This is a genomic window from Streptomyces sp. NBC_00984, assembly GCF_045162475.1.
Taxonomy (GTDB): domain Bacteria; phylum Actinomycetota; class Actinomycetes; order Streptomycetales; family Streptomycetaceae; genus Streptomyces.
The window spans coordinates 3,661,860-3,682,752 of record NZ_CP108734.1 but is presented as its reverse complement, the minus strand read 5'-3'; the positions used below and the strand labels follow the sequence as shown (position 1 = coordinate 3,682,752).

Annotated in this window: 24 protein-coding genes; 18 read left to right on the top strand and 6 right to left on the bottom strand. The window is 72.7% G+C overall.

Annotation, left to right across the window (positions count from 1 at the left end; all coding sequences use genetic code 11):
* Position 1 precedes the first annotated feature (1 nt).
* The 4 genes from OG520_RS15950 to OG520_RS15935 form a co-directional block, all read right to left on the bottom strand.
* Positions 2-976 (bottom strand): DUF389 domain-containing protein, encoded by a 975-nt coding sequence (locus OG520_RS15950; RefSeq protein ID WP_406016494.1) that lies wholly within the window; start codon positions 974-976, stop codon positions 2-4.
* A gap of 36 nt (positions 977-1,012) precedes the next feature.
* Positions 1,013-2,008, bottom strand: a complete 996-nt coding sequence (coaA, locus tag OG520_RS15945) for a type I pantothenate kinase (protein WP_266415438.1) — start codon at positions 2,006-2,008, stop codon at positions 1,013-1,015.
* A gap of 332 nt (positions 2,009-2,340) precedes the next feature.
* The gene (locus tag OG520_RS15940) at positions 2,341-3,324 is read right to left on the bottom strand and encodes a CU044_5270 family protein (RefSeq protein WP_406013616.1); all 984 of its coding nucleotides are present in this window, start codon (positions 3,322-3,324) and stop codon (positions 2,341-2,343) included.
* The gene (locus OG520_RS15935) at positions 3,312-3,914 is read right to left on the bottom strand and encodes an RNA polymerase sigma factor (RefSeq protein ID WP_399327174.1); all 603 of its coding nucleotides are present in this window, start codon (positions 3,912-3,914) and stop codon (positions 3,312-3,314) included. The genes OG520_RS15940 and OG520_RS15935 overlap by 13 nt, the downstream gene beginning before the upstream one ends.
* A 245-nt stretch (positions 3,915-4,159) precedes the next feature.
* On the opposite strand from OG520_RS15935, the gene glmS reads away from it, so the two are divergent.
* From glmS to OG520_RS15895, 8 genes are all read left to right on the top strand, one after another.
* Entirely contained in the window at positions 4,160-6,007 is a 1,848-nt protein-coding gene (gene glmS / locus OG520_RS15930; protein WP_406013615.1) for a glutamine--fructose-6-phosphate transaminase (isomerizing), read from the top strand.
* A 20-nt stretch (positions 6,008-6,027) separates the two neighbouring features.
* Complete coding sequence (locus OG520_RS15925; protein ID WP_399327177.1) at positions 6,028-6,396, top strand: holo-ACP synthase; 369 nt, start codon at positions 6,028-6,030, stop codon at positions 6,394-6,396.
* 4 nt (positions 6,397-6,400) lie between these two features.
* Entirely contained in the window at positions 6,401-7,852 is a 1,452-nt protein-coding gene (locus OG520_RS15920; protein WP_406013614.1) for an NAD(P)H-hydrate dehydratase, read from the top strand.
* A 51-nt stretch (positions 7,853-7,903) separates the two neighbouring features.
* On the top strand, positions 7,904-8,287 hold the full coding sequence (locus OG520_RS15915) for a DUF488 domain-containing protein (protein WP_399327181.1): 384 nt from the start codon (positions 7,904-7,906) through the stop codon (positions 8,285-8,287).
* A 97-nt stretch (positions 8,288-8,384) separates the two neighbouring features.
* Positions 8,385-9,539 (top strand): alanine racemase, encoded by a 1,155-nt coding sequence (gene alr / locus OG520_RS15910; RefSeq protein ID WP_406013613.1) that lies wholly within the window; start codon positions 8,385-8,387, stop codon positions 9,537-9,539.
* A 93-nt stretch (positions 9,540-9,632) separates the two neighbouring features.
* The gene (locus OG520_RS15905; protein ID WP_406013612.1) at positions 9,633-10,889 is read left to right on the top strand and encodes an alpha/beta fold hydrolase; all 1,257 of its coding nucleotides are present in this window, start codon (positions 9,633-9,635) and stop codon (positions 10,887-10,889) included.
* Positions 10,858-11,388: a tRNA (adenosine(37)-N6)-threonylcarbamoyltransferase complex ATPase subunit type 1 TsaE gene (gene tsaE / locus OG520_RS15900; RefSeq protein ID WP_406013611.1), complete on the top strand. Its 531-nt coding sequence runs from the start codon at positions 10,858-10,860 to the stop codon at positions 11,386-11,388. Before OG520_RS15905 ends, tsaE begins: the two co-directional genes overlap by 32 nt.
* 130 nt (positions 11,389-11,518) lie before the next feature.
* Positions 11,519-11,707, top strand: a complete 189-nt coding sequence (locus OG520_RS15895; RefSeq protein WP_406013610.1) for a hypothetical protein — start codon at positions 11,519-11,521, stop codon at positions 11,705-11,707.
* 65 nt (positions 11,708-11,772) lie between these two features.
* Here the strand turns inward: OG520_RS15895 and OG520_RS15890 are convergent, their stop codons facing one another.
* Positions 11,773-12,333: a L,D-transpeptidase gene (locus OG520_RS15890; RefSeq protein ID WP_406013609.1), complete on the bottom strand. Its 561-nt coding sequence runs from the start codon at positions 12,331-12,333 to the stop codon at positions 11,773-11,775.
* 168 nt (positions 12,334-12,501) lie between these two features.
* Here OG520_RS15890 and tsaB point away from each other — a divergent pair, with 168 nt between their 5' ends.
* From tsaB to OG520_RS15870, 4 genes are read left to right on the top strand one after another with little or no spacing between them, the layout of a single operon-like run.
* Positions 12,502-13,149: a tRNA (adenosine(37)-N6)-threonylcarbamoyltransferase complex dimerization subunit type 1 TsaB gene (gene tsaB, locus OG520_RS15885; protein ID WP_406013608.1), complete on the top strand. Its 648-nt coding sequence runs from the start codon at positions 12,502-12,504 to the stop codon at positions 13,147-13,149.
* Positions 13,146-13,649 (top strand): ribosomal protein S18-alanine N-acetyltransferase, encoded by a 504-nt coding sequence (gene rimI, locus OG520_RS15880; RefSeq protein ID WP_406013607.1) that lies wholly within the window; start codon positions 13,146-13,148, stop codon positions 13,647-13,649. The genes tsaB and rimI overlap by 4 nt, the downstream gene beginning before the upstream one ends.
* Positions 13,649-14,755 (top strand): tRNA (adenosine(37)-N6)-threonylcarbamoyltransferase complex transferase subunit TsaD, encoded by a 1,107-nt coding sequence (gene tsaD / locus OG520_RS15875; RefSeq protein WP_266415409.1) that lies wholly within the window; start codon positions 13,649-13,651, stop codon positions 14,753-14,755. Before rimI ends, tsaD begins: the two co-directional genes overlap by 1 nt.
* On the top strand, positions 14,752-15,030 hold the full coding sequence (locus OG520_RS15870) for a hypothetical protein (RefSeq protein WP_406013606.1): 279 nt from the start codon (positions 14,752-14,754) through the stop codon (positions 15,028-15,030). Before tsaD ends, OG520_RS15870 begins: the two co-directional genes overlap by 4 nt.
* 57 nt (positions 15,031-15,087) lie before the next feature.
* On the opposite strand, the gene OG520_RS15865 is transcribed toward OG520_RS15870, so the two are convergent.
* On the bottom strand, positions 15,088-15,750 hold the full coding sequence (locus OG520_RS15865) for a TetR/AcrR family transcriptional regulator (RefSeq protein ID WP_406016493.1): 663 nt from the start codon (positions 15,748-15,750) through the stop codon (positions 15,088-15,090).
* Positions 15,751-15,974: 224 nt separating this feature from the next.
* On the opposite strand from OG520_RS15865, the gene OG520_RS15860 reads away from it, so the two are divergent.
* The 6 genes from OG520_RS15860 to OG520_RS15835 all read left to right on the top strand — a co-directional run bounded on the left by OG520_RS15860 (position 15,975) and on the right by OG520_RS15835 (position 20,883).
* Positions 15,975-17,507 carry an MFS transporter gene (locus OG520_RS15860; RefSeq protein ID WP_406013605.1) on the top strand — a complete coding sequence of 511 codons (1,533 nt, stop codon included), beginning with the start codon at positions 15,975-15,977 and terminating at the stop codon, positions 17,505-17,507.
* A gap of 42 nt (positions 17,508-17,549) precedes the next feature.
* Positions 17,550-17,915, top strand: a complete 366-nt coding sequence (locus OG520_RS15855) for a YciI family protein (protein ID WP_389973605.1) — start codon at positions 17,550-17,552, stop codon at positions 17,913-17,915.
* 62 nt (positions 17,916-17,977) lie between these two features.
* Positions 17,978-19,243, top strand: a complete 1,266-nt coding sequence (locus OG520_RS15850; protein ID WP_406013604.1) for an RNA polymerase sigma factor — start codon at positions 17,978-17,980, stop codon at positions 19,241-19,243.
* 62 nt (positions 19,244-19,305) lie between these two features.
* Entirely contained in the window at positions 19,306-19,770 is a 465-nt protein-coding gene (locus OG520_RS15845) for a VOC family protein (protein WP_399327200.1), read from the top strand.
* 31 nt (positions 19,771-19,801) lie between these two features.
* A complete protein-coding gene (locus tag OG520_RS15840; protein ID WP_406013603.1) occupies positions 19,802-20,467 on the top strand; it encodes a hypothetical protein in 666 nt (221 codons plus the stop codon).
* Between the two features lie 50 nt (positions 20,468-20,517).
* Positions 20,518-20,883, top strand: a complete 366-nt coding sequence (locus tag OG520_RS15835) for a hypothetical protein (protein WP_406013602.1) — start codon at positions 20,518-20,520, stop codon at positions 20,881-20,883.
* The last annotated feature ends 10 nt before the right edge of the window (positions 20,884-20,893 follow it).

Here is a 20,893-nt window from a genome sequence, read left to right as displayed (position 1 = left end):
CTCAGCGGCCGGACAGGCCCTGATCGCCGGACGGCCTCGCGACGAGGACCGTCCGGCGGCGGTGTGCCGCCCACAGCGCCTTCTGTACCAGCAGGGTCAGCGTCCCCGCGACCACGATCCCGCCGAGGTTCGCCAGCAGCTGGGTGGTGGAGCCCGACATCTGGTGGTAGTCGCTGTAGCTGAACGCCACCGCCGCGTTGGCCGCGGCCGGCACGGTCGTCACCGAGATGGCGACCCCGATCAGCGCCCCGGACTTCGCCGAGGTGAGCGAGAGCGTTCCGGCGATCCCGGCCAGGAAGGCCACCACGAACGACATCGCGTCGGGCTTCCAGATGAACGCCGTGTTCGGACGGTCGGCCTCGATCATCGAGCGGGTGAACAGCCCGAAGGCGTCCATCAGCCAGGCGAACCCGGCCGTCAGCACCATCGCGAGGGCGAAGCCGCCGATCAGCGCGTACAAGGAACGCAGCGCCAGTCGCGGAGCACGCTGCACCAGGGCGGTGGAAATCCCGGCCAGCGGCCCGAACTCCGGGCCGACCGCCATCGCGCCCACGATCAGGATCGCGTTGTCGAGCATCACACCGCAGGCGGCGAGCATCGTCGCGACGGTGAGGAACGCCACGTACGTGACGCTGAACGTCGACTCCTCGTGGGTCGCCTCCGTCAGCTCCTCCCACAGCACCGCGTCCGCGCCCTCGCCCGGCGCGGCCTCCTCGGCCCGGTCGGCGTGGGCGGAGAGCGTCAGGTCCATGTTCTCGACGGTGATCGAACCGGACTCGTCGATGCCGAGGCGGCGCAGCGCGGAAATCAGCTCGTCACCCGCCTCACGGGCCACATCGCACAGCACCAGGTCACCCGCCGGATTGCGGGCGGCCCCGGCCATCACGACGAGATGCGTCGTACCGAGGGTGCTGTCCAGCAGGTGCAGCACCTCGTCCGTACGGTCGGTGGGGACGATCAGGCGCAGATGCAGCACGTGGGCCACTCCCGGGAGGCTCGCGGACTCAGAGGCTCAGAGTTTGCGCAGGGACAGCCGCTGGACCTTGTGGTCCGGGCCCTTGCGCAGCACCAGGGTGGCACGCCCCCGGGTGGGCGCGACATTCTCCACCAGGTTGGGCTTGTTGATGGTCCGCCACATCGTCGCCGCGTACTCCATGGCCTCCTCCTCGGAGACCTGGGTGTACTTGCGGAAGTACGAGAACGGGTTCTGGAACGCGGTCGCGCGCAGTTTCCGGAACCGGTTGAGATACCAGCTCTCGATGTCCTCGGTGCGCGCGTCCACGTACACGCTGAAGTCGAAGTAGTCGGCGAGACCGACCCTGGTCCGGCCGTCCTTGCCGGGCATCGCGGGCTGCAGCACGTTCAGCCCCTCGACGATCAGGATGTCGGGGCGGCGTACGGTGAGCCGCTCGTCCGGCACGATGTCGTAGATCAGGTGCGAGTAGACGGGCGCCGTCACCTCGTCCTTGCCCGCCTTGATGTCGGCGACGAAACGGGTCAGGGCGCGCCGGTCGTACGACTCGGGGAACCCCTTGCGCGACATCAGGCCGCGGGCCTGGAGCTCCTTCATCGGCAGCAGGAACCCGTCCGTGGTCACCAGCTCCACGCGCGGATGCTCGGGCCAACGGGCCAGCAGCGCCTGGAGGATGCGCGCGGTGGTGGACTTGCCGACCGCGACACTGCCCGCGACGCCTATGACGAACGGGGTGCCGCGCTGCTCGCCGTGGCCGTTCCCCGCGTCCCCGAGGAAGGTGTTCAGGGCGCCGCGCAGACCCGAGGTGGCCTGGACGTAGAGGTTGAGAAGCCGGGAGAGCGGCAGGTAGACGTCGCGTACCTCGTCGAGGTCGATGACGTCCCCGAGCCCGCGCAGCTGCTCGACCTCGTCGGCGGTCAGCGGCAGCGGCGTCTTGTCGCGCAGCGCGCTCCACTCGGCGCGGGACAGATCGACGTACGGCGTCGCCGCATGCTCGGCGCGTCGGTGGGTGCTCCGTGGCGGCGAAGTGATCACGGGTTCATTGTTGCGGGAGTTTCAACGGAGCGGGGGGTGGGCTCGGTCACGTAGGGGAGGGCGGTAGGGGTGATGCGGCCGTCGTTCACGGCTGTGTGCCCACCTTCTCCCGGGGTGGACGTTGCGACGTGACCGGCCCTTCGGCGCCGGACATGCGCCCCACCCCCCGGTTCTCGGCCGACCGGCCGGAATCGGTGCCGGTCGGCGGCGACGCCATGATGCACCCCGGGGCACCTGCCGCCGTCGGCGGGGGCCGGTGTCCGCACCCCTGTGGCGGACACCGGCCCCGGTTCAGGGGCGCCCGGTGACGGCGGGGCGCCTCACCCGTGACATCAGGGCTTCTCGCCCTTGGCGTCGACGACGGCGGCTTCGACCCGGGCTTCGCTCGTGAGGATCTGCCCGGCCTTGAATTTGAACGTCTGGCCCTCCACCTTGCCGTCGGAGAGCGTGTACGCGTAGTCCTCGGCGACCACGAAGCGCAGACCGGCATAGCTGAAGTCGTGCGGGCTGAGCAGGATCTCCCGCTGTTCGTGGCCGCCGTCCTCCTTCCGGGTGATGGCGATGGCCTCGCGCCCGGCGGCGTCCTTCACCAGGTGGTCGGTGACGTGCACGCCGGGGATGGTGGCCATGGCCCGGTAGATGCGGGCGAGCGCGGCCGGTGCGATCGGGTACGCCTGGACCATCAGCCCCATCGCCCGGAAGCTGTGCTGCGCCTCGGCCTCGGGCGGGCTCTCGGCCGTGTTGCCGGTCGGATAGAACGAGCGGACCTTCGCCAGCAGCCGCGCCGGGTCGTCGGGCAGCGCCTCGGCGGCCCGGTAGACCCGGCGGGCCGTGCTGTAGTCGGAGTCCTTGCCGTTCTTGGCCGCGGCGGAGTTGTCGTACGGAACCCAGTCGTCGGGGTCGTACGTGACGCGGCCGGCGGCCATGCCGTTCCGGTCGCCCCGCGCGGCCTGCGTCGTCCTGGTGTAGATCCACTGGTCGTCGCGCGGCTCCGGCCCGGCCGGCTGCTTCTCCAGCGCGTCGGCGGCCCGGTTCAGCACCTCGGCCGGGCTGTCCAGCCGCAGGGTCCCGGCGGTCGAGGCGGGTCCGGAGCGGTCGGGCGCGACGGCGTCCCCGAGCCGGGTGCCGAGCACCGCGGCCACGGTGATCGCCGCGGCCGCGCCGACCGCGGCGACCCGCCAGTCCGCCCGCAGGCGGTGGACGCGACGACCCGGGGCCGCGGCCTCGGTGAGCCGCTGCCGGCCCGGGGCGAGCGCGCCACGGTCGGGAACGGGCGCGTCCGCGCGGAGCTCGCGCAGCTGGGTCATTTCGTCCATGACGGGGTCAGCTCCATGGCGTCGGGCGTGAACGAGGGGTCCGTGCAGAGGGCTTCGCGGACCTTGCGGCGGGCGCGATTGAGCCGGGACCGCACGGTGCCGAGCGGGATGCCCAGCGCCTCGGCGACCTCCTGGTACCCGAGGTCGGCCCAGGCGACGAGCAGCAGCACATGCCGGTCGCCGGGCGAGAGCGCGGCGAGCGCCACGGCCAGGGGCGCCTGGGCGGCGATCCGGTCGTCGGAACGCTCGCTCCAGGAGGCGGCCACCGGGTCCTGACCGGTACGGGCCAGGGCCCGCAGCCCCCGCTCCTCGCTGCGCCGGTGCTTGCCGATGAGGTTGGCCGCGATGCCGTACAGCCAGGGGCGGGCGCTGCGGTGGGAGCGGTCGTAGCGGCGCCGGGAGCGGAAGGCGATGAGGAAGGTCTCCGCCGTGATGTCGTCCGCCGCGCCCTCGCCGAGGCGGCGGGCGGCATAGCGGTGGATGTCCGGTGCGTGACGGTCGTAGAGTCCGGCGAAGATCTCGGGCTCCTCCAGCGACTGCGCGATGACCTCGGCATCGTCGTCGGGGCTGGCCGGCGGCGGTCCGGTCACATCGGCTCCTGGGGCTCGGCGGGTGGGCGTGTCACCCCTTGTTCCCCGCTGGGGCCGGAAAGGTTCACAGGGTATGCGGGGCGGCCACCCCCGATGCCGCCCCGGCCCCTTCGCCGGGGTCCGCCCGGTCGCCGCGCCGCGCGCGCACCGGGCGGATCGCCCCCGGGACGCCGTCCTCCCTGCCGCCCCGTTCCCCTTCTGCGACGATGCGAAGAAGAGGGGCGGGTGACCACGAAGGGAACGATATGTGCGGAATCGTCGGTTACGTCGGTGGACAGTCGGCCCAGGACGTCGTCGTCGCGGGCCTCAAGCGCCTTGAGTACCGGGGCTACGACTCGGCGGGCCTCGCCGTGCTCGCGGACGGCGGTCTGGCCGCCGCCAAGAAGGCCGGCAAGCTCGTCAATCTGGAGAAGGCCCTGGCCGAGGCGCCGCTCCCGGCCGGGACCACCGGGATCGGACACACCCGCTGGGCCACCCACGGCGCCCCCACCGACATCAACGCCCACCCGCACCTCGACAACGCGGGCCGCGTCGCCGTCGTGCACAACGGGATCATCGAGAACTTCGCCGCCCTGCGCGCCGAACTCGCCGAGCGCGGCCACGACCTGGCCTCCGAGACCGACACGGAGGTCGTCGCCCATCTGCTCGCCGAGGCCTTCTCCTCCTGCGCCGACCCGGCGGAGGCGATGCGGCAGGTCTGCCGCCGGCTGGACGGCGCCTTCACCCTCGTCGCCGTGCACGCGGACGCACCCGGCACGGTGGTCGGGGCCCGGCGCAACTCGCCGCTCGTGGTGGGGGTGGGGGAGGGGGAGTCGTTCCTGGCCTCCGACGTCGCCGCGTTCATCGCGCACACCCGCTCCGCGATCGAGCTGGGCCAGGACCAGGTGGTCGAGCTGCGCCGCGAGGGGGTCACGGTCACCGACTTCGACGGGCGGCCCGCCGAGGTCCGCGAGTACCACGTGGACTGGGACGTCTCCGCCGCCGAGAAGGGCGGCCACGACTACTTCATGCTCAAGGAGATCGCCGAACAGCCCAGGGCGGTCGCCGACACGCTCCTCGGACGGATCGACGGCTCGGGCTCGCTCCGCCTCGACGAGGTACGCATCCCGCCGTACGAACTGCGCGAGGTCGACAAGGTCGTCATCGTGGCCTGCGGCACCGCCTTTCACTCCGGGATGATCGCCAAGTACGCCATCGAGCACTGGACCCGCATCCCCTGCGAGACCGAGCTGGCCAGCGAGTTCCGCTACCGCGACCCGATCCTCGACCACCGCACCCTGGTCGTCGCGATCTCGCAGTCCGGCGAGACGATGGACACCCTGATGGCCCTGCGGCACGCCCGCGAACAGGGCGCGAAGGTCCTCGCCATCTGCAACACGAACGGCTCCACCATCCCCCGGGAGTCCGACGCCGTGCTCTACACGCACGCCGGCCCCGAGGTCGCCGTCGCCTCCACCAAGGCCTTCCTCACCCAGCTGGTCGCCTGCTACCTCGTCGCCCTGTATCTCGGACAGGTCCGCGGGACGAAGTGGGGCGACGAGATCCGCACCGTCATCCGCCAGCTCTCCGAGATCTCCGGCGCGGTCGAACGGGTCCTGGAGACCATGGAGCCGGTACGCGAACTCGCCCGCTCCCTCGCCGGTCACGACACCGTGCTCTTCCTGGGCCGCCATGTCGGCTATCCCGTGGCCCTGGAAGGCGCGTTGAAGCTCAAGGAGCTCGCGTACATGCACGCCGAGGGCTTCGCCGCCGGTGAGCTCAAGCACGGCCCGATCGCGCTCATCGAGGACGGCCTCCCGGTCGTCGTGGTGGTGCCGTCGCCGCGCGGCCGGTCGTTGCTGCACGACAAGGTCGTGTCGAACATCCAGGAGATCAGGGCACGCGGTGCCCGCACCATCGTCATCGCCGAGGAGGGCGACGAGGCGGTCGTCCCGTACGCCGACCACCTGATCCGGATCCCCATTACGCCTACGCTGCTCCAGCCGCTGGTGTCGACCGTGCCGCTGCAGGTATTCGCCTGCGAACTGGCCACGGCCCGCGGCAACGACGTGGACCAGCCGCGCAATCTGGCGAAGTCCGTGACCGTGGAGTAGCGAGGGATGAGGGAATACGCGTGATCATCGGGGTCGGGATCGACGTGGCCGAGATCGAACGGTTCGACGCGGCGCTGGAACGTACGCCGCAGATGGCCGACCGGCTCTTTCTGGAACAGGAGTTGCTGCTGCCCAGCGGCGAGCGGCGCGGTATCGCCTCGCTCGCCGCCAGGTTCGCCGCGAAGGAGGCCCTCGCGAAGGCGCTCGGCGCGCCCGGCGGACTGCACTGGACGGACGCCGAGGTGTACGTCGAGGACAGCGGACAGCCCCGGCTGCGGGTCAGCGGCACCGTCGCCGCCCGCGCCGCCGAGCTGGGCGTACGGCACTGGCACGTGTCGCTCAGCCACGACGCGGGGGTGGCGTCCGCCGTGGTGATCGCGGAGGGTTGAGCACATGCGTACCGCCTACAGCGTTCAGACCGTACGGGCCGCCGAGCGGGCCCTGATGGCCCGACTGCCCGAGGGCGCGCTGATGCAGCGCGCCGCCGCGGGACTGGCGGCGGCCTGCGCCGATGTGCTGCGGCGGCGCGGCCGGGTGTACGGGGCCCGGGTCGTCCTCCTCGTCGGCAGCGGCGACAACGGGGGCGACGCGCTGTACGCGGGCGCCCGGCTCGCCCGCCGGGGCGCCGGCGTGCGCGCCGTGCTCACCTCGCCCGACCGCGCCCATGAGGGCGGCCTCGCGGCCCTGCTCGCGGCCGGCGGGCGGGTCGCGGAGGGCGCGGACGCCTGGGGCGGTCACATCGATCTCGTGGTGGACGGGATCACCGGCATCGGCGGCCGGGGCGGGCTGCGTCCGGGCGCCGCCGAGCTGGTGCGGGCCTTCGCGGCGACCGGCGCGCCCCTGGTCGCCGTCGACCTGCCCAGCGGCGTCGAGGCCGACACCGGCGAGGTGCCCGGCGAGGCGGTGCGCGCCGACGCGACCGTCACCTTCGGCACGTACAAGCCGGGCCTGCTCGTCGACCCGGCCGCCGAACGGGCCGGCGCGCTGCGCCTGGTCGACATCGGGCTCGGGCCCGAACTGCCGGACGTACCCGACCTGGAGGCGCTCCAGTACGCGGACGTCGCCGCGCTGCTGCCCGTCCCCGGCGCCGAGAGCGACAAGTACCGGCGCGGGGTCGTCGGCATCGTCGCCGGTTCCGCGCGGTACCCGGGCGCGGCGGTGCTGGCCGTCTCCGGGGCGCTGCGGGGCGGTGCGGGGGCCGTGCGGTACGTCGGTCCGGGCGCGGACGCGGTGATCGCCCGTCATCCGGAGACGCTGGTCCACGCGGGGCCGCCGTCGAAGGCGGGGCGGGTGCAGGCCTGGGTCGTCGGGCCCGGAATCGGTGACGGCGCGGAGGCCGCCGAGGGGGTCCGGGACGTGCTGGCGGCGGACGTCGCGGTGCTGGTGGACGCGGACGGGCTGCGGCTGCTGGACGCCGGTGCCGTACGCGCGCGCACCGCGCCCACCGTGCTCACCCCGCACGCCGGTGAGGCCGCCGCGCTGCTCGGCGTGGCGCGCGAGGAGGTCGAGGCGGGGCGGCTCGCCGCCGTACGGGAGCTGGCCGCCCGCTACCGCGCCACGGTCCTGCTCAAGGGGTCGACGACCCTGGTCGCCACCGACGACCCGGACACTCCCGTACGGGTCAATCCGACCGGCACCTCCTGGCTGGCCACGGCCGGCAGCGGCGACGTCCTCTCCGGACTGACCGGCTCCCTGCTGGCCGCGGGCCTCGCCCCGCGTGACGCCGCGTCGGCCGGCGCCCATCTGCACGGACTCGCCGCCCGCCACGCCTCCGACGGCTCGCCCGTCGCCGCCCAGGACGTCGCGGAGGCGATCCCGGCGGCGTGGCGGGACGTACGGGCCTGAGCGATCCTGGGCGCACGCAGGAGCCGACCGCAGCGGACAGGAGGGCCGACCGTGGGCAGCAGCGAGGTACGCGTACGCCGGGTGTACGAGCCGAAGGAGGACGGCGACGGCACCCGCGTCCTCGTCGACCGGCTCTGGCCGCGGGGCGAGTCCAGGGAGAAGGCCGCGATCGACAAGTGGCTCAAGGACATCACCCCGTCGAACGAGCTCCGCGACTGGTACCACGAGGACCGCACCGCCACCCGCTACGACGCGTTCGTCGAGCGCTACCGCGCCGAACTGTCCGACCCCGTCCACACGGCGGCCGTCCGGGAACTGGTCGAACTGGTCCGGGAGGGCGGCCCGGTGACACTGATCACGGCGGTCAAGGACGTACCCCACAGCCATGTCCCGGTCATCGTCGACCATCTGGAACACGAGCTGCGCCATCACTGAGGTGCGCACCCGGCGCCGGGCGGACGCCCCCTGCCGCGGGCCCCTTCCGACCCGCCGCCCGAGGGCCCTGCCGTACGCCTCTGAGAGACTGGGCGCGATGAACGAGACAGCGTCCTTGAGAGCCCGTGCCGAGATCGACCTCGCCGCGCTGCGCGCCAACGTGCGGGTGCTGCGCGCGCGGGCGGGCGGCGCGCAACTCATGGCCGTCGTCAAATCCGACGCGTACGGGCACGGGGCGGTGCCCTGCGCCCGCGCCGCGCTGGAGGCCGGGGCGACCTGGCTGGGCACCGCGACGCCGCAGGAGGCGCTCGCCCTGCGGGCCGCCGGACTCGGCGGCCGGGTGATGTGCTGGCTGTGGACCCCGGGTGGTCCCTGGCGCGAGGCGATCGAGGCCGACATCGACGTGTCGGTGAGCGGGATGTGGGCCCTGCGCGAGGTCGTCGCCGCGGCCACGGACGCGGGCGTCCCGGCCCGGATCCAGCTCAAGGCCGACACCGGCCTCGGGCGCAACGGCTGCCAGCCCGCCGACTGGCCGGAGCTGGTCGCCGCCGCCCGCGCCGCCGAGGACGCGGGCACCGTCCGGATCACCGGCCTGTGGTCCCACTTCGCCTGCGCCGACGAGCCCGGCCACCCCTCCATCGCCGCCCAGCTGGCCGTGTTCCGGGACATGGTGGCGCACGCCGAGAAGGAGGGCGTCGAACCCGAGGTGCGCCACATGGCGAACTCCCCGGCGACGCTGACCATCCCCGAGGCGCACTTCGACCTCGTACGGACCGGGATCGCGATGTACGGCATCTCGCCCAGCCCCGAGCTGGGCACCCCGGCCGACTTCGGGCTGCGCCCCGTCATGACGCTCATCGCGTCGATCGCCCTGGTCAAGCAGGTGCCGGCCGGCCACGGCATCAGCTACGGCCACCACTACACGACCTCCGCCGAGACCACCCTGGGCCTGGTGCCGGTCGGCTACGCGGACGGCATCCCGCGCCACGCCTCCGGCCGGGCGCCCGTCCTGGTCGGCGGCGTCACCCGGCGGATCGCCGGCCGGGTGGCCATGGACCAGTTCGTCGTCGACCTCGACGGGGACGAGATCGAGGTGGGCAGCGAGGCGGTGCTCTTCGGCCCGGGGGACCGGGGCGAGCCGAGCGCCGAGGACTGGGCGCAGGCCGCCGACACCATCGCGTACGAGATCGTCACCCGGATCGGCACCCGCGTACCGCGCGTGCACCTGCACGCGACCCCGGCCGAGTCCTGACCGATCGTGCGCCCCTGACCAGGCACGATCGGATCACGACCGGAACAGACCGGCCCTGACCTGACGGATACGACCGACGAGGAGCGCGGCACGGTGAGCGAGATCAGCGCGGGGGACGCGGTGACGACGGCCGCTACGGCGGTCGGCTGGCGCCGGGCGGGTATCGCGGGAGCCGCCATAGGTGTGATCGCGGCGGGCGCGGCCGCCGGTGTCGCGGTCGAGCGGCTCACGGTCGGCCGGGGCATGCGCAGAAGGGCCAGGCTGGCCCTGGACGCCACCGGGCCGTACGGCTCGCTGCGCGGGCTGCCGGGCCGGGCCACCGCCGACGACGGCACCGAGCTGTACTACGAGGTCGACGAGGTCGAACCGGACGGCGGGGCGGGCGGCGCCGCGGGCAGTGGGGGCGACGCCGTCTGCTCCGGCACGCGCCGCCGCCGGCTCTTCGGCCGCAAGGACCCCGCGCCCGTCACCGTGGTCTTCAGCCACGGCTACTGCCTCAGCCAGGACTCCTGGCACTTCCAGCGGGCGGCGCTGCGCGGTCTGGTCCGCACCGTCCACTGGGACCAGCGCAGCCACGGCCGTTCCGAGCGGGGCCGGGACCAGGCAGAGGGCGTCCCGATCGGCATCGACCAGCTCGGCCGCGATCTGATGGCCGTGATCGAAGCGGCTGCCCCCGAGGGGCGGCTGGTGCTCGTGGGGCACTCGATGGGCGGCATGACGATGATGGCGCTCGCCGACCGGTACCCCCGGCTGATCAGGGACCGGGTCGCCGCCGTCGCCTTCGTCGGCACATCGAGCGGGAAGCTCGGCGAGGTCAACTTCGGGCTGCCGATCGCGGGCGTGAACGCGGTGCGGCGGGTGCTGCCCGGGGTGCTCCGGGCGCTCGGCTCCCAGGCGGAGCTGGTGGAGCGGGGCCGCCGGGCGACCGCCGATCTCTTCGCCGGTCTGATCAAGCGGTACTCGTTCGGTTCGCGGGACGTCGATCCGGCGGTCGAGCGGTTCGCCGAGCGGCTCATCGAGTCCACCCCGATCGATGTGGTCGCCGAGTTCTATCCGGCCTTCACCGAACACGACAAGAGCGGCGCGCTGCCCGCCTTCCGCGACGTCCCGGTGCTGATCCTGGCGGGCGACAAGGACCTGGTGACGCCCAGTTCGCACAGCGAGACCATCGCGGACCAGCTCCCGGACGCGGAGCTGGTCATCGTCCCGGACGCCGGCCATCTGGTGATGCTGGAGCACCCCGAGACGGTCACGGACCGGCTGGCGGACCTGCTGGTACGCATCGGGGCCGTGCCGTCAACGGCTAACGTTGGCGGACATGGAAGCACCGCACAACAGCCTGGCGACTGAGGCCACCGAGGGCGCCGCGCCGGGCGCCGTCACCGTGAGCCTGGCCGTCGAGTCCCCCGAACAGATGCAGGCGCTCGGCCGCCGGATCGCCGCGGTCCTGCTCCCCGGCGACCTCGTGATGCTCACCGGCGAGCTCGGCGCCGGGAAGACGACGCTGACCCGGGGCCTCGGCGAGGGCCTCGGCGTGCGCGGCGCGGTCACCTCCCCCACCTTCGTGATCGCCCGCGTCCACCCGTCGCTGACCGGCGGTCCGGCCCTGGTCCACGTCGACGCGTACCGCCTGGGCGGCGGGCTCGACGAGATGGAGGACCTGGACCTCGACGTGTCGCTGCCGGAGTCGGTGGTGGTCGTGGAGTGGGGCGACGGCAAGGTCGAGGAGCTGTCCGACGACCGGCTGCAGGTGGTGATCGACCGCACGGTCGGCGACACGGACGACGAGCGGCGCGAGGTGACACTGATCGGGATCGGCGCGCGCTGGGCGGGACTGCGCGAGGTCTGAGCGCGGGGCCGGATTCCGACAGGCTGTCGGCAAATTGTTGCGCCGGGCGGTGCGGGCGTGGTCACATGGATGACGAGAGCTGGTTAGGTCTGCCTAACCACGCCTTCCACCGGAGCCTCAGGAGGCATCCATGACGACGTCCGCCGAACGTGAAGTGCCGCCGCCGCCATCGATGAAGGACCTGCTGGCGGCCTGTGCCGCGGCCACGGCGGTCTCCACGCCGCCGCCGTCCGCGGACGAGGACGACGGAACCGACGACGGGGCTCCGGCCGCACCCGCGCCCCGTTCCGAGCCGGACCTCGAACGCCGGGCGGGCTGAAAAGCCGGGCGGGGCGAAATAAGAGCCGGACAAAACGACGGCTGGGCCGAAACGCCGGACAGGCCCTAGCGGACGACGACCACCTTCGTGCCCACCATCGCGAAGTCCCACATCGCGTCCCCGTCGGCCCGGGACATCCGCACGCCACCCGTCTTCAGCGTCGGGTCCGGGCTCTCCATCGAGCCGTCCACCGCCGCGCTGAAGCCCACGGCCACGTCGTCCACCATCGCGAACCGCACCACGTGCTCGATCATCACGCCGTCCGAGCCCTTGGTGGGGGCTCCCGAGCGCGGGGTGTTCACCCGGTAGGTGCCGGGGAGCGGATTCAGGGAGCTCGGCATGACGTCGAACGTCCGGGTCACCTTCCCGTCCCCGTCGACGAGCCACACCCGGCGGTCGGCCAGGGCGTACACGACCCGCGTCCCGGTGCCGGAGCCCTTGGGGAGCACGGCCGGGCGCGACTTCTCCTTCGGCCTCGCGTGCTCGGTGGCGGTGGCGGAAGCCTTCGGTTTGGGGGCCGCGAGGTTGTCGGGGGCGTTCGCCGATGCCTGGAAGGCCAGGACGCCGACCGCGACGAGCGCCGCCGCAGTGAGCCCGGCCACGATTCCCGAGCTGCCCCTAGACACCGTGCGCGCCCCTTTCGCTTCCGTATGTCGTACAAGCGTTTAGCGTTTACGTCGTACCCGCGTGAACACGCTGACGGTAGCAGCCGGGACCGGTCGCACCGGGACGCCGTACGGGGCGCCGTGCCTCCCTCGGCGGAGCCGTAGGCTGTTTGCGTGCTCTTGCTCGCCGTGGATACCGCAACCCCCGCCGTCACCGTCGCCCTTCATGACGGGACCTCCGTCGTCGCCGAGTCCGGACAGGTCGACGCCCGAAGGCACGGGGAGCTGCTGCTGCCCGCCGTCGACCGGGTCCTCGCCGAGGCCGGTGTGAGACTCGACGCCGTGACGGACGTGGTCGTCGGCGTCGGCCCCGGACCGTACACCGGACTCCGGGTCGGCCTGGTCACCGCCGCGGCCTTCGGCTCCGCCCTCTCCGTACCCGTGCACGGGCTCTGCACCCTGGACGGTCTCGCGTACGCCGCGGGCCGGGCCGGGCTTGAGGGCCCGTTCGCCGTCGCGACGGACGCCCGCCGCAAGGAGGTCTACTGGGCGCGGTACGACGACCCGCGCACCCGGGTCACCGAGCCCGCCGTCGACCGGCCCGCCGACATCGCCGAACAGCTCGCCGGACTCCCCGTCGTCGGCGCGGGCGCGGTGCTCTACCCCGAGGCGTTCCCGGACGCCCGGGAGCCCGAGCACGTCAGTGCCGGAGCGCTGGCCGCCCTCGCCGCCGAGCGGCTCGCCGCGGGCGCGGAGCTGCTGCCGCCGCAGCCGCTCTACCTCCGCAGGCCCGACGCCCAGGTGCCGAAGAACTACAAGGTGGTCACTCCGAAGTGACGACCACGACTGCCCTTCTGCGAGAGATGCGCTGGTGGGACATCGACCCGGTGCTGGAGCTCGAAGGCGAGCTGTTCCCGGACGACGCCTGGTCGGCCGGCATGTTCTGGTCCGAGCTGGCGCACTCGCGCGGCCCGCGGGCCACCCGCCGCTATGTCGTCGCCGAGGACCCCGTCACCGGCCGGATCGTCGGCTACGCGGGCCTCGCCGCGGCCGGTGACCTCGCCGACGTGCAGACGATCGGGGTCACCCGCGACCACTGGGGCGGCGGCCTCGGCTCCGAACTCCTCACCGACCTGCTGAAGCACGCCACGGCCTTCGAGTGCGCCGAGGTGCTCCTCGAAGTCCGCGTCGACAACACCCGGGCCCAGAAGCTCTACGAACGCTTCGGCTTCGAGCCGATCGGCTTCCGTCGCGGCTACTACCAGCCGGGCAACATCGACGCACTCGTCATGCGCCTCCACGTACAAGAACACGTACAAGAAACAGAGACTGACTGATGGCTGACGAACCGCTCGTACTCGGCATCGAGACCTCCTGCGACGAGACCGGCGTCGGCATCGTCCGGGGTACGACGCTGCTCGCCGACGCCGTCGCGTCCAGCGTCGACACGCACGCCCGCTTCGGCGGCGTCGTCCCGGAGATCGCCTCCCGCGCGCATCTGGAGGCGATGGTCCCCACCATCGAGCGCGCCCTGAAGGAGGCCGGGATCAGCGCCCGCGACCTCGACGGCATCTCCGTCACCGCGGGCCCCGGGCTCGCGGGCGCGCTGCTCGTCGGCGTCTCGGCGGCGAAGGCGTACGCGTACGCGCTCAACAAGCCGCTCTACGGGGTGAACCACCTCGCCTCGCACATCTGCGTGGACCAGCTGGAGCACGGCCCGCTGCCCGAGCCGACGATGGCGCTGCTGGTCAGCGGCGGGCACTCCTCGCTGCTGCTCGCGCCGGACATCACCAATGACGTACGGCCGCTGGGCGCGACCATCGACGACGCGGCGGGCGAGGCCTTCGACAAGATCGCCCGGGTGCTGAACCTCGGCTTCCCCGGCGGCCCGGTCATCGACCGGCTGGCGAAGGAGGGCGACCCGAAGGCGATCGCGTTCCCGCGCGGCCTGACCGGCTCGCGCGACCCCGTCTACGACTTCTCCTTCTCCGGCCTGAAGACCTCGGTGGCCCGCTGGATCGAGGCCAAGCGCGCGGCGGGCGAGGAGGTGCCGGTACGGGACGTGGCGGCGTCCTTCCAGGAGGCCGTGGTGGACGTGCTCACCCGCAAGGCCGTCCGGGCCTGCAAGGACGAGGGCGTCGACCACCTGATGATCGGCGGCGGTGTCGCGGCCAACTCGCGGCTGCGGGCGCTGGCCGAGGAACGGTGCGAGCGGGCCGGCATCCGGCTGCGGGTGCCGCGCCCCGGGCTGTGCACGGACAACGGCGCGATGGTCGCGGCGCTGGGCGCGGAGATGGTCGCCCGGGGCCGGCCGGCCTCGGACCTGGAGCTGTCCGCGGACTCCTCGCTGCCGGTGACCGACCCCCATGTGCCCGGCGCCCATGCGCACGACCACGACCACGACCACGTCCACGAGATCAGCAAGGACAACCTCTACTCATGACCGTAGCCCTCATGTGGGAGGCCCGTGCCGTGGCCGGCCGGGGTGCCGAACTCCTGGAGTGGGCGCGGGCCCGTTCGGCCGAGCTGGCCCGCGAGCCGCTCCGCCGCGAGCTGCTGCGCGCCCCGCAGGACCGGGTCCTGGTCATCACCTGGTGGGCGGGCGCGTACGGCGACGAGCTGCCCGAACTCCCCGAACCGGAAGCCGAGTTGATCACCCGCCCGGTGCACCGCTGGCGCTTCGAGTCCCTGGGTGACGCCGGACCCGACGCCGGCTGACCGGCCCTCGGCCGGGGCGGGCTCCCCGGCCGGCCAGTCCCTCAGTCGGCCGGTCCCTCAGCCGGTGGCGGTTCCCCGGTCGATCAGCCCCCGGATGATCGCGTCGAGTTCGTCCGCCGCCTCGTAGTCGGCGGCGTACGCGCGCCACTCGTCCTTGATCGCGGCGAGCCGGGGCAGCGTCGCCGCGTCCTCCTCGGTCACCATCTCGGGGAAGTAGCGCCTGCCCGGCGGGTTCTGCGCGCGGCGTTCGGCCGCCCGGCGGAAGATCAGGTCGCCGTAGACGTAACTCCAGATCGTCCGGTACGCGCGTACCGCCTGGGCGGGGGAGAGGCCGCAGGCGAGCGCCGAGTCGATGATCTCCTCGACCATCCAGAGCGCGTTCCGGTCGGTCACTTCGCCCAGCGCCAGTATGTCCAGCACCCACGGGAGCCGGCCCAGGATGTCGTGCATGTGCACGGCCACGGCGAGCAGCCGCGCGCGCGGGTCCTCGGGCAGCTCGGGGCGCGGGAAGGCGGCGGCGGTGCCCGACAGGGTGAGCATCAGCAGCTCGTCCTTGTCCTGCACGTAGTGGTAGAGCGCCATCGGTGTGGAGCCGAGCTCCTTCGCCACCCGCCGCATGCTCAGGGCGTCCACGCCCTCTTCCTCGATGATGCGGCGCGCGGTGGCGACCATCGCGTCCGGATCGAGCCGGCGCGGCCGCCCGACGGATCGTTTCGCCAGTGCCTGTTTCCTCGCCGGTGCCCGCTTCTCCGCCGGCGCCTGTTTCTTCGCGGGCGCCTGTTTCTTCGGTGGCGCCTGCTTCTCCGTCGGCACCTGTTTCTCCGTCGGCACCTGCTTCTTCTCTGTCCCTGACACCCGGGCATTGTCCCCGTTCCGCTGTTTCCGCGCCGTCCCGGGCCCCCTCGCCATTAATTTCTATACGCGTATAGTAATGGTTCGACCGGATGACCGCGAGGGAAGGGAACGTCGTGGACGAACAGTCACGGCACACACGTTGGCTGCTGGTGGTGGCTCTCATCGTGCAGTTCATGGTGGCGTTGGACATGTCGGTGGTGAACGTCGCGCTGCCGGACATGCGCAGTGATCTCGGCTTCACGCCCCAGGGGCTGCTGTGGGTGGTGAACGCCTACGCGCTGGCCTTCGGCGGACTGCTGATGCTCGGCGGGCGGCTCGCCGATCTGCTCGGCAGCCGCGTGATCCTGACGGCGGGCCTGGTGCTGTTCGGCGCGGCGAGCCTGGCCGGCGGGCTCGCCTGGTCGCCCGGCGGGCTGATCGCCGCGCGGGCGGTGCAGGGGATCGGTGCCGCCGCGCTCGCCCCGGTCGCCTTCGCCCTGATCGCCCTGGCCTTCCCGGCCGGGCCCGCCCGCTCCCGCGCCCTGGGGCTGTGGGGCATGGCGGGTGCGGCGGGCGGCGCGGTCGGCGTGCTCGCGGGCGGGGTGCTCACCGATGCGGCGGGCTGGCGCGCGGTGATGCTGGTGAATGTGCCGATCGTGGGGTTCGCGCTGGTGGGGGCCGTACGCAGCGGACTGCGGGGCGGCGCGGCCCGGACCGGTGCCCGGCTCGACGTGGCGGGAGCGCTGCTGGCCACCGCGGGCACGACGCTGCTGGTCCTCGGACTCGTACGCACATCGACCGACGCATGGGGGTCGGCCCGGACGCTGGGCACGCTCGGCGCCGCCGTACTGCTGCTGATCGCCTTCGTCGTCGTCGAGCTGCGGACCCGCACCCCGCTGCTCCGTCCCGGTCTGCTGACGGGGCGGCCGGTCCTGACCGCGAATCTCTTCTGCCTGCTGCTGAGCTCCGGGCAGTTCGCCGCGTTCTACTTCGTCTCGCTCTACATGCAGCAGGTGCTCGACTACGGGCCGACCGCCGCCGGTATCGCCTTCCTGCCGTTCTCGGCGGGCGTCGTCGCCGGTTCGGTCGTCGCCACCCGTACGGTCGCGTCGCTCGGCACCGGACGGCTGCTGGCACTCGGCGGCTTCCTGGCCGCGCTCGGCCTGGCCGGATTCGCGGCGACGGCGCGGGCCGACGGCGGCTTCCTCTACTCGATCCTCGGCCCGTCCCTGGTCTGCAGCATCGGTATCGGGATGTGCTTCGTGCCGCTCGGCACGGCGGCCACGACCGATGTGGCGCCCGACGAGACGGGCATGGCCTCCGGGCTGCTGAACAGCGCCCGTCAGGTGGGCGGCTCGCTGGGGCTCGCCGTCCTGGTCACCGTCGCCGCCCGGGTCACCGGTGACGGGGGCCGTCCGGCCGACCTGGCGGCCGGGTACTCGGCGGCGTTCTGGGTCTGCGCCGGGCTGCTCGCGGTCGCGGCGCTGGTGGCCCTGGTGCTGCTCCCGGAACGCGGGCGGACGGCTGCGGCGGGGGCTCCGGAGACCATCCCGGAGGCCGCTCCGGTGGCCGGGCCGGAGAATTCTCAGAAGAATCTCCAAGGAACTGTCGATCCGGCCGGGTCCCGTTCGACGCAGGGGTGAGAGGCGGGGAAAAGCCCCCGCCCGTCAGACCTAGGAGTCACCATGCCGCGCTTCATGTCGCTGATCCGCATCGACGAGCAGAATCCCTTCGACGCCCCGGACCCCGAGTTCGAGAAGCGCATGGGCGCCCTGTTCGAGGAGATCACCAAGGCCGGCGTCATGCTGGAGACGGCCGGGCTCACCCCGACCTCCCAGGGGACCAGGGTCACCTGGTCCGGCGGGAAGCTCAGCCACACCGACGGGCCCTTCACCGAGACCAAGGAGGTCGTCGGCGGCTACGCCATCCTCCAGGTCAAGGACAAGGAGGAGGCCCTGGAATGGACCAGGCGGTTCCTGCAGTCCCACCCGGAGAACTGGACCGTGACCTCCGAGGTCCGCCAGATCGACGAGGCCACCCAGGGCCCCTGAGAGCCTGTCGGGTGACCGTCCCCGCTTGCCGCGACCCGGCACGGCTGCTGTGATGAGTGACCGTGACGGCAGCAAGCACGACGGCGGCGGTCGAGGCGGTCTTCAGGATCGAGTCCGCGCGGATCATCGCAGGTGTCACCCGCATCGTGCGGGACGTGGGCATCGCCGAGGAACTCGCGCAGGACGCCCTGGTGGCCGCACTGGAGCAGTGGCCGGAGTCAGGTGTCCCGGACCGGCCGGGCGCCTGGCTCATGGCCACCGCCAGACACCGCGCGATCGATCTCGTACGCCGCAAGGAGACGTACGCGCGCAAGCTGGCCGAGGTGGGGAGGGCCCTGGAGGACGTGCCGCCGCCCGAGCCGGCCGAGGCGGACGACATCGACGACGATCTGCTCCGGCTGATCTTCACCGCCTGTCATCCGGTGCTCTCCACCGGGGCCCGGATCGCCCTCACCCTGCGGCTGCTCGGCGGCCTCACCACCGACGAGATCGCCCGCGCGTTCCTGGCCCCCGAACCGACCGTCGCCCAGCGCATCGTCCGGGCGAAACGGACCCTGGGCCGCGAGGGCATCCCCTTCGAGGTGCCCGACGGGCCGGAGCGCGCCGCCCGCCTCGGTTCCGTGCTCGAGGTGATCTACCTGATCTTCAACGAGGGGTACGCGGCGACCGCGGGCGACGACTGGCTGCGCCCGGCGCTCTGCGAGGACGCGCTGCGGCTGGTCCGGGTGCTCGCCGGCCTGATGGAGCAGGAGCCCGAGGTCCACGGACTGGCCGCACTGCTGGAGCTCCAGGCCTCACGCACCGCCGCCAGGACCGGGCCGGACGGTGCACCGGTGCTGCTCGCCGACCAGAACCGGGCCCGCTGGGACCGCCTGCTGATCCGGCGCGGAATCGCCGCCCTGGAGCGGGCCGTGGCGGCGACCGAGGAGGGCGCCGGGCTCGGCCCGTACACCGTGCAGGCCGCCATCGCCGCGTGCCACGCGCGGGCGGTGACGTACGAGGACACCGACTGGACCACCATCTCCGCCCTCTACGACCGCCTCGCCGTGATCACGCCGTCCCCGGTCGTCGAACTGAACCGGGCCGTGGCGGTCTCGATGGCGCGGGGCCCGGAAGCCGGCCTCGCCCTGGCCGACGCGCTGGCGGACGACCCGGCGCTCAAGGACTACCACCTGCTGCCCAGCGTCCGCGGGGACCTGCTGGCCAGGACGGGGCGCACGGACGAGGCGCGGGCGGAGTTCGTACGGGCGGCCGGGCTGACCCGCAACGAACGGGAACGGGCGATGCTCCTGGACCGCGCCGGGCATCCGGACCGCGCCGGCCGATGAGTTCCGGCCGCCGGACGGGTCTACCCTGCACAGCCTTCCGCGCCACCCGACAGGAGCAGACCATGCAGAAGATCACGACCTTCCTGTGGTTCGACACCCAGGCCGAGGAAGCCGCGAAATACTACGTGTCCGTCTTCGGCGGCGACTCGAAGGTGCTGAGGACGACGTACTACCCCGAGGCCGCGCCGGGCCGGACGGGATCGGTCATGACCGTTCAGTTCCGGCTGGCCGGCCAGGAGTACACCGCGCTCAACGGCGGCCCGCAGTTCCCCTTCACCGAGGCGATCTCGCTGTCGGTGGACTGTGCCTCGCAGGAAGAGGTGGACACCCTGTGGGCCGAGTTCACCAAGGACGGTGAGGAGGGGCAGTGCGGCTGGCTCAAGGACAAGTACGGCCTGTCCTGGCAGCTCGTTCCCCGTGGGTTCGACGAGGTGCTGTCCGACCCGGACCCGGCCAGGGCCGCGCGGGCCATGAAGGCGATGATGGGCATGCGCAAGCTGGACCTGGAGGCGCTGCGCAACGCATGAGCCGGCCCGCGCGGTCGGTAGGGTCTGCCCCATGTCTCGCCGCGCACAACTGCCGCCACCGCCACCGCCCGTGGAGATACGTTCCTGGCCCGACCGGGAGGCCCTGCTGACCGACCGGGCCGCGGTCCTCGGCGCGTTGGTGAAGGCGCATGTCTCACCGGGCCGGCTGGCGATGCTGTGGCTGTGGGGAGCGCTCTGCGCGCTCGGCTGGCTGCTGCTGGGCACGGCGCTGATCACCTTCGAGGAGTCGTACGACGTCATCAGCGCCGCGATCGGTGTGGTCCTCGCCGCCATGGGCGTCGGCTGCGTGGTGCCCGCGGTCATCCTCGTCGTCATGGGCCTGCGCCGCGACCGCAGGATCCGCCGACTGCTCGACGCCTGGGGCGGCTTGGACCGCGATCCGGTACGCGACGCGGCACTGCGGATGCCGGGCGCCTCCCTCGCCTGGCTGCTGATGTCCTTCGCGCTCTGCGCGGCCGGGCTGTACACCTGCTTCGCCGTCCCGGCCAGTGGCGTGCTGGACGGAAACGCCTACGGCCTGGCCGTCCTGGTCATGGGGCTCGGGCTGACCGGCTGGATCGTCGGACTGATCGGCCTCGTCAAGGCGTTCGCCCACCGGCGCTGGGTGCCGCGCGTACTGGCCGGGGCGCGCGCTCCGGAACCGCTGTTCTCCGTCGGAGGCGGCGCCCACCGCTGACCCCGGACCTATCCTGACCCGATACATGGGTCACGCAGGGGGAGGGCGACATGGAGTGGTACTGGTGGGTGCTCATCATCTTCTGGACGGGCGGCTTCGGATGGGCCGTCGACAACGTCCGTACGGCGCTGCGCAATCGGCACGACCGCAAGCTGGAACTGCTTGAGGCGTCCAAGCGGGAGCGGCTGGCCCTCGACGCGGCGAACAGGCCGCCGGAGCCGGTCTGCGGCTGCACGTACCATCTCGCCAAGCACGACAAGCAGGGCAAGTGCCATGAGCGGATCGAGGTGCCGACGGCCTGGGACGAGACCAAGAAGCCGGTCCGCTTCGAGTCCGGGCAGTGCAACTGCCAGCAGTACGTGGGCCCTCAGCCGCTCTCGCAGGTGTACGCGGACGATCTGACCGACCTCGCCTGACGGCCGCCGG

What these genes read in the sequence shown, in the direction of transcription:
- OG520_RS15835 (WP_406013602.1), top strand. Translation starts at nt 20,518, where the DNA reads ATGGAGTGGTACTGGTGGGTGCTCATCATCTTCTGGACGGGCGGCTTC.
- glmS (WP_406013615.1), top strand. Translation starts at nt 4,160, where the DNA reads ATGTGCGGAATCGTCGGTTACGTCGGTGGACAGTCGGCCCAGGACGTC.
- OG520_RS15940 (WP_406013616.1), bottom strand. Translation starts at nt 3,324, where the DNA reads ATGGACGAAATGACCCAGCTGCGCGAGCTCCGCGCGGACGCGCCCGTT.
- OG520_RS15855 (WP_389973605.1), top strand. Translation starts at nt 17,550, where the DNA reads ATGCCGCGCTTCATGTCGCTGATCCGCATCGACGAGCAGAATCCCTTC.
- OG520_RS15845 (WP_399327200.1), top strand. Translation starts at nt 19,306, where the DNA reads ATGCAGAAGATCACGACCTTCCTGTGGTTCGACACCCAGGCCGAGGAA.
- tsaE (WP_406013611.1), top strand. Translation starts at nt 10,858, where the DNA reads ATGGAAGCACCGCACAACAGCCTGGCGACTGAGGCCACCGAGGGCGCC.
- OG520_RS15920 (WP_406013614.1), top strand. Translation starts at nt 6,401, where the DNA reads ATGCGTACCGCCTACAGCGTTCAGACCGTACGGGCCGCCGAGCGGGCC.
- OG520_RS15840 (WP_406013603.1), top strand. Translation starts at nt 19,802, where the DNA reads ATGTCTCGCCGCGCACAACTGCCGCCACCGCCACCGCCCGTGGAGATA.
- alr (WP_406013613.1), top strand. Translation starts at nt 8,385, where the DNA reads ATGAACGAGACAGCGTCCTTGAGAGCCCGTGCCGAGATCGACCTCGCC.
- OG520_RS15870 (WP_406013606.1), top strand. Translation starts at nt 14,752, where the DNA reads ATGACCGTAGCCCTCATGTGGGAGGCCCGTGCCGTGGCCGGCCGGGGT.
- OG520_RS15895 (WP_406013610.1), top strand. Translation starts at nt 11,519, where the DNA reads ATGACGACGTCCGCCGAACGTGAAGTGCCGCCGCCGCCATCGATGAAG.
- OG520_RS15860 (WP_406013605.1), top strand. Translation starts at nt 15,975, where the DNA reads ATGACCGCGAGGGAAGGGAACGTCGTGGACGAACAGTCACGGCACACA.
- tsaD (WP_266415409.1), top strand. Translation starts at nt 13,649, where the DNA reads ATGGCTGACGAACCGCTCGTACTCGGCATCGAGACCTCCTGCGACGAG.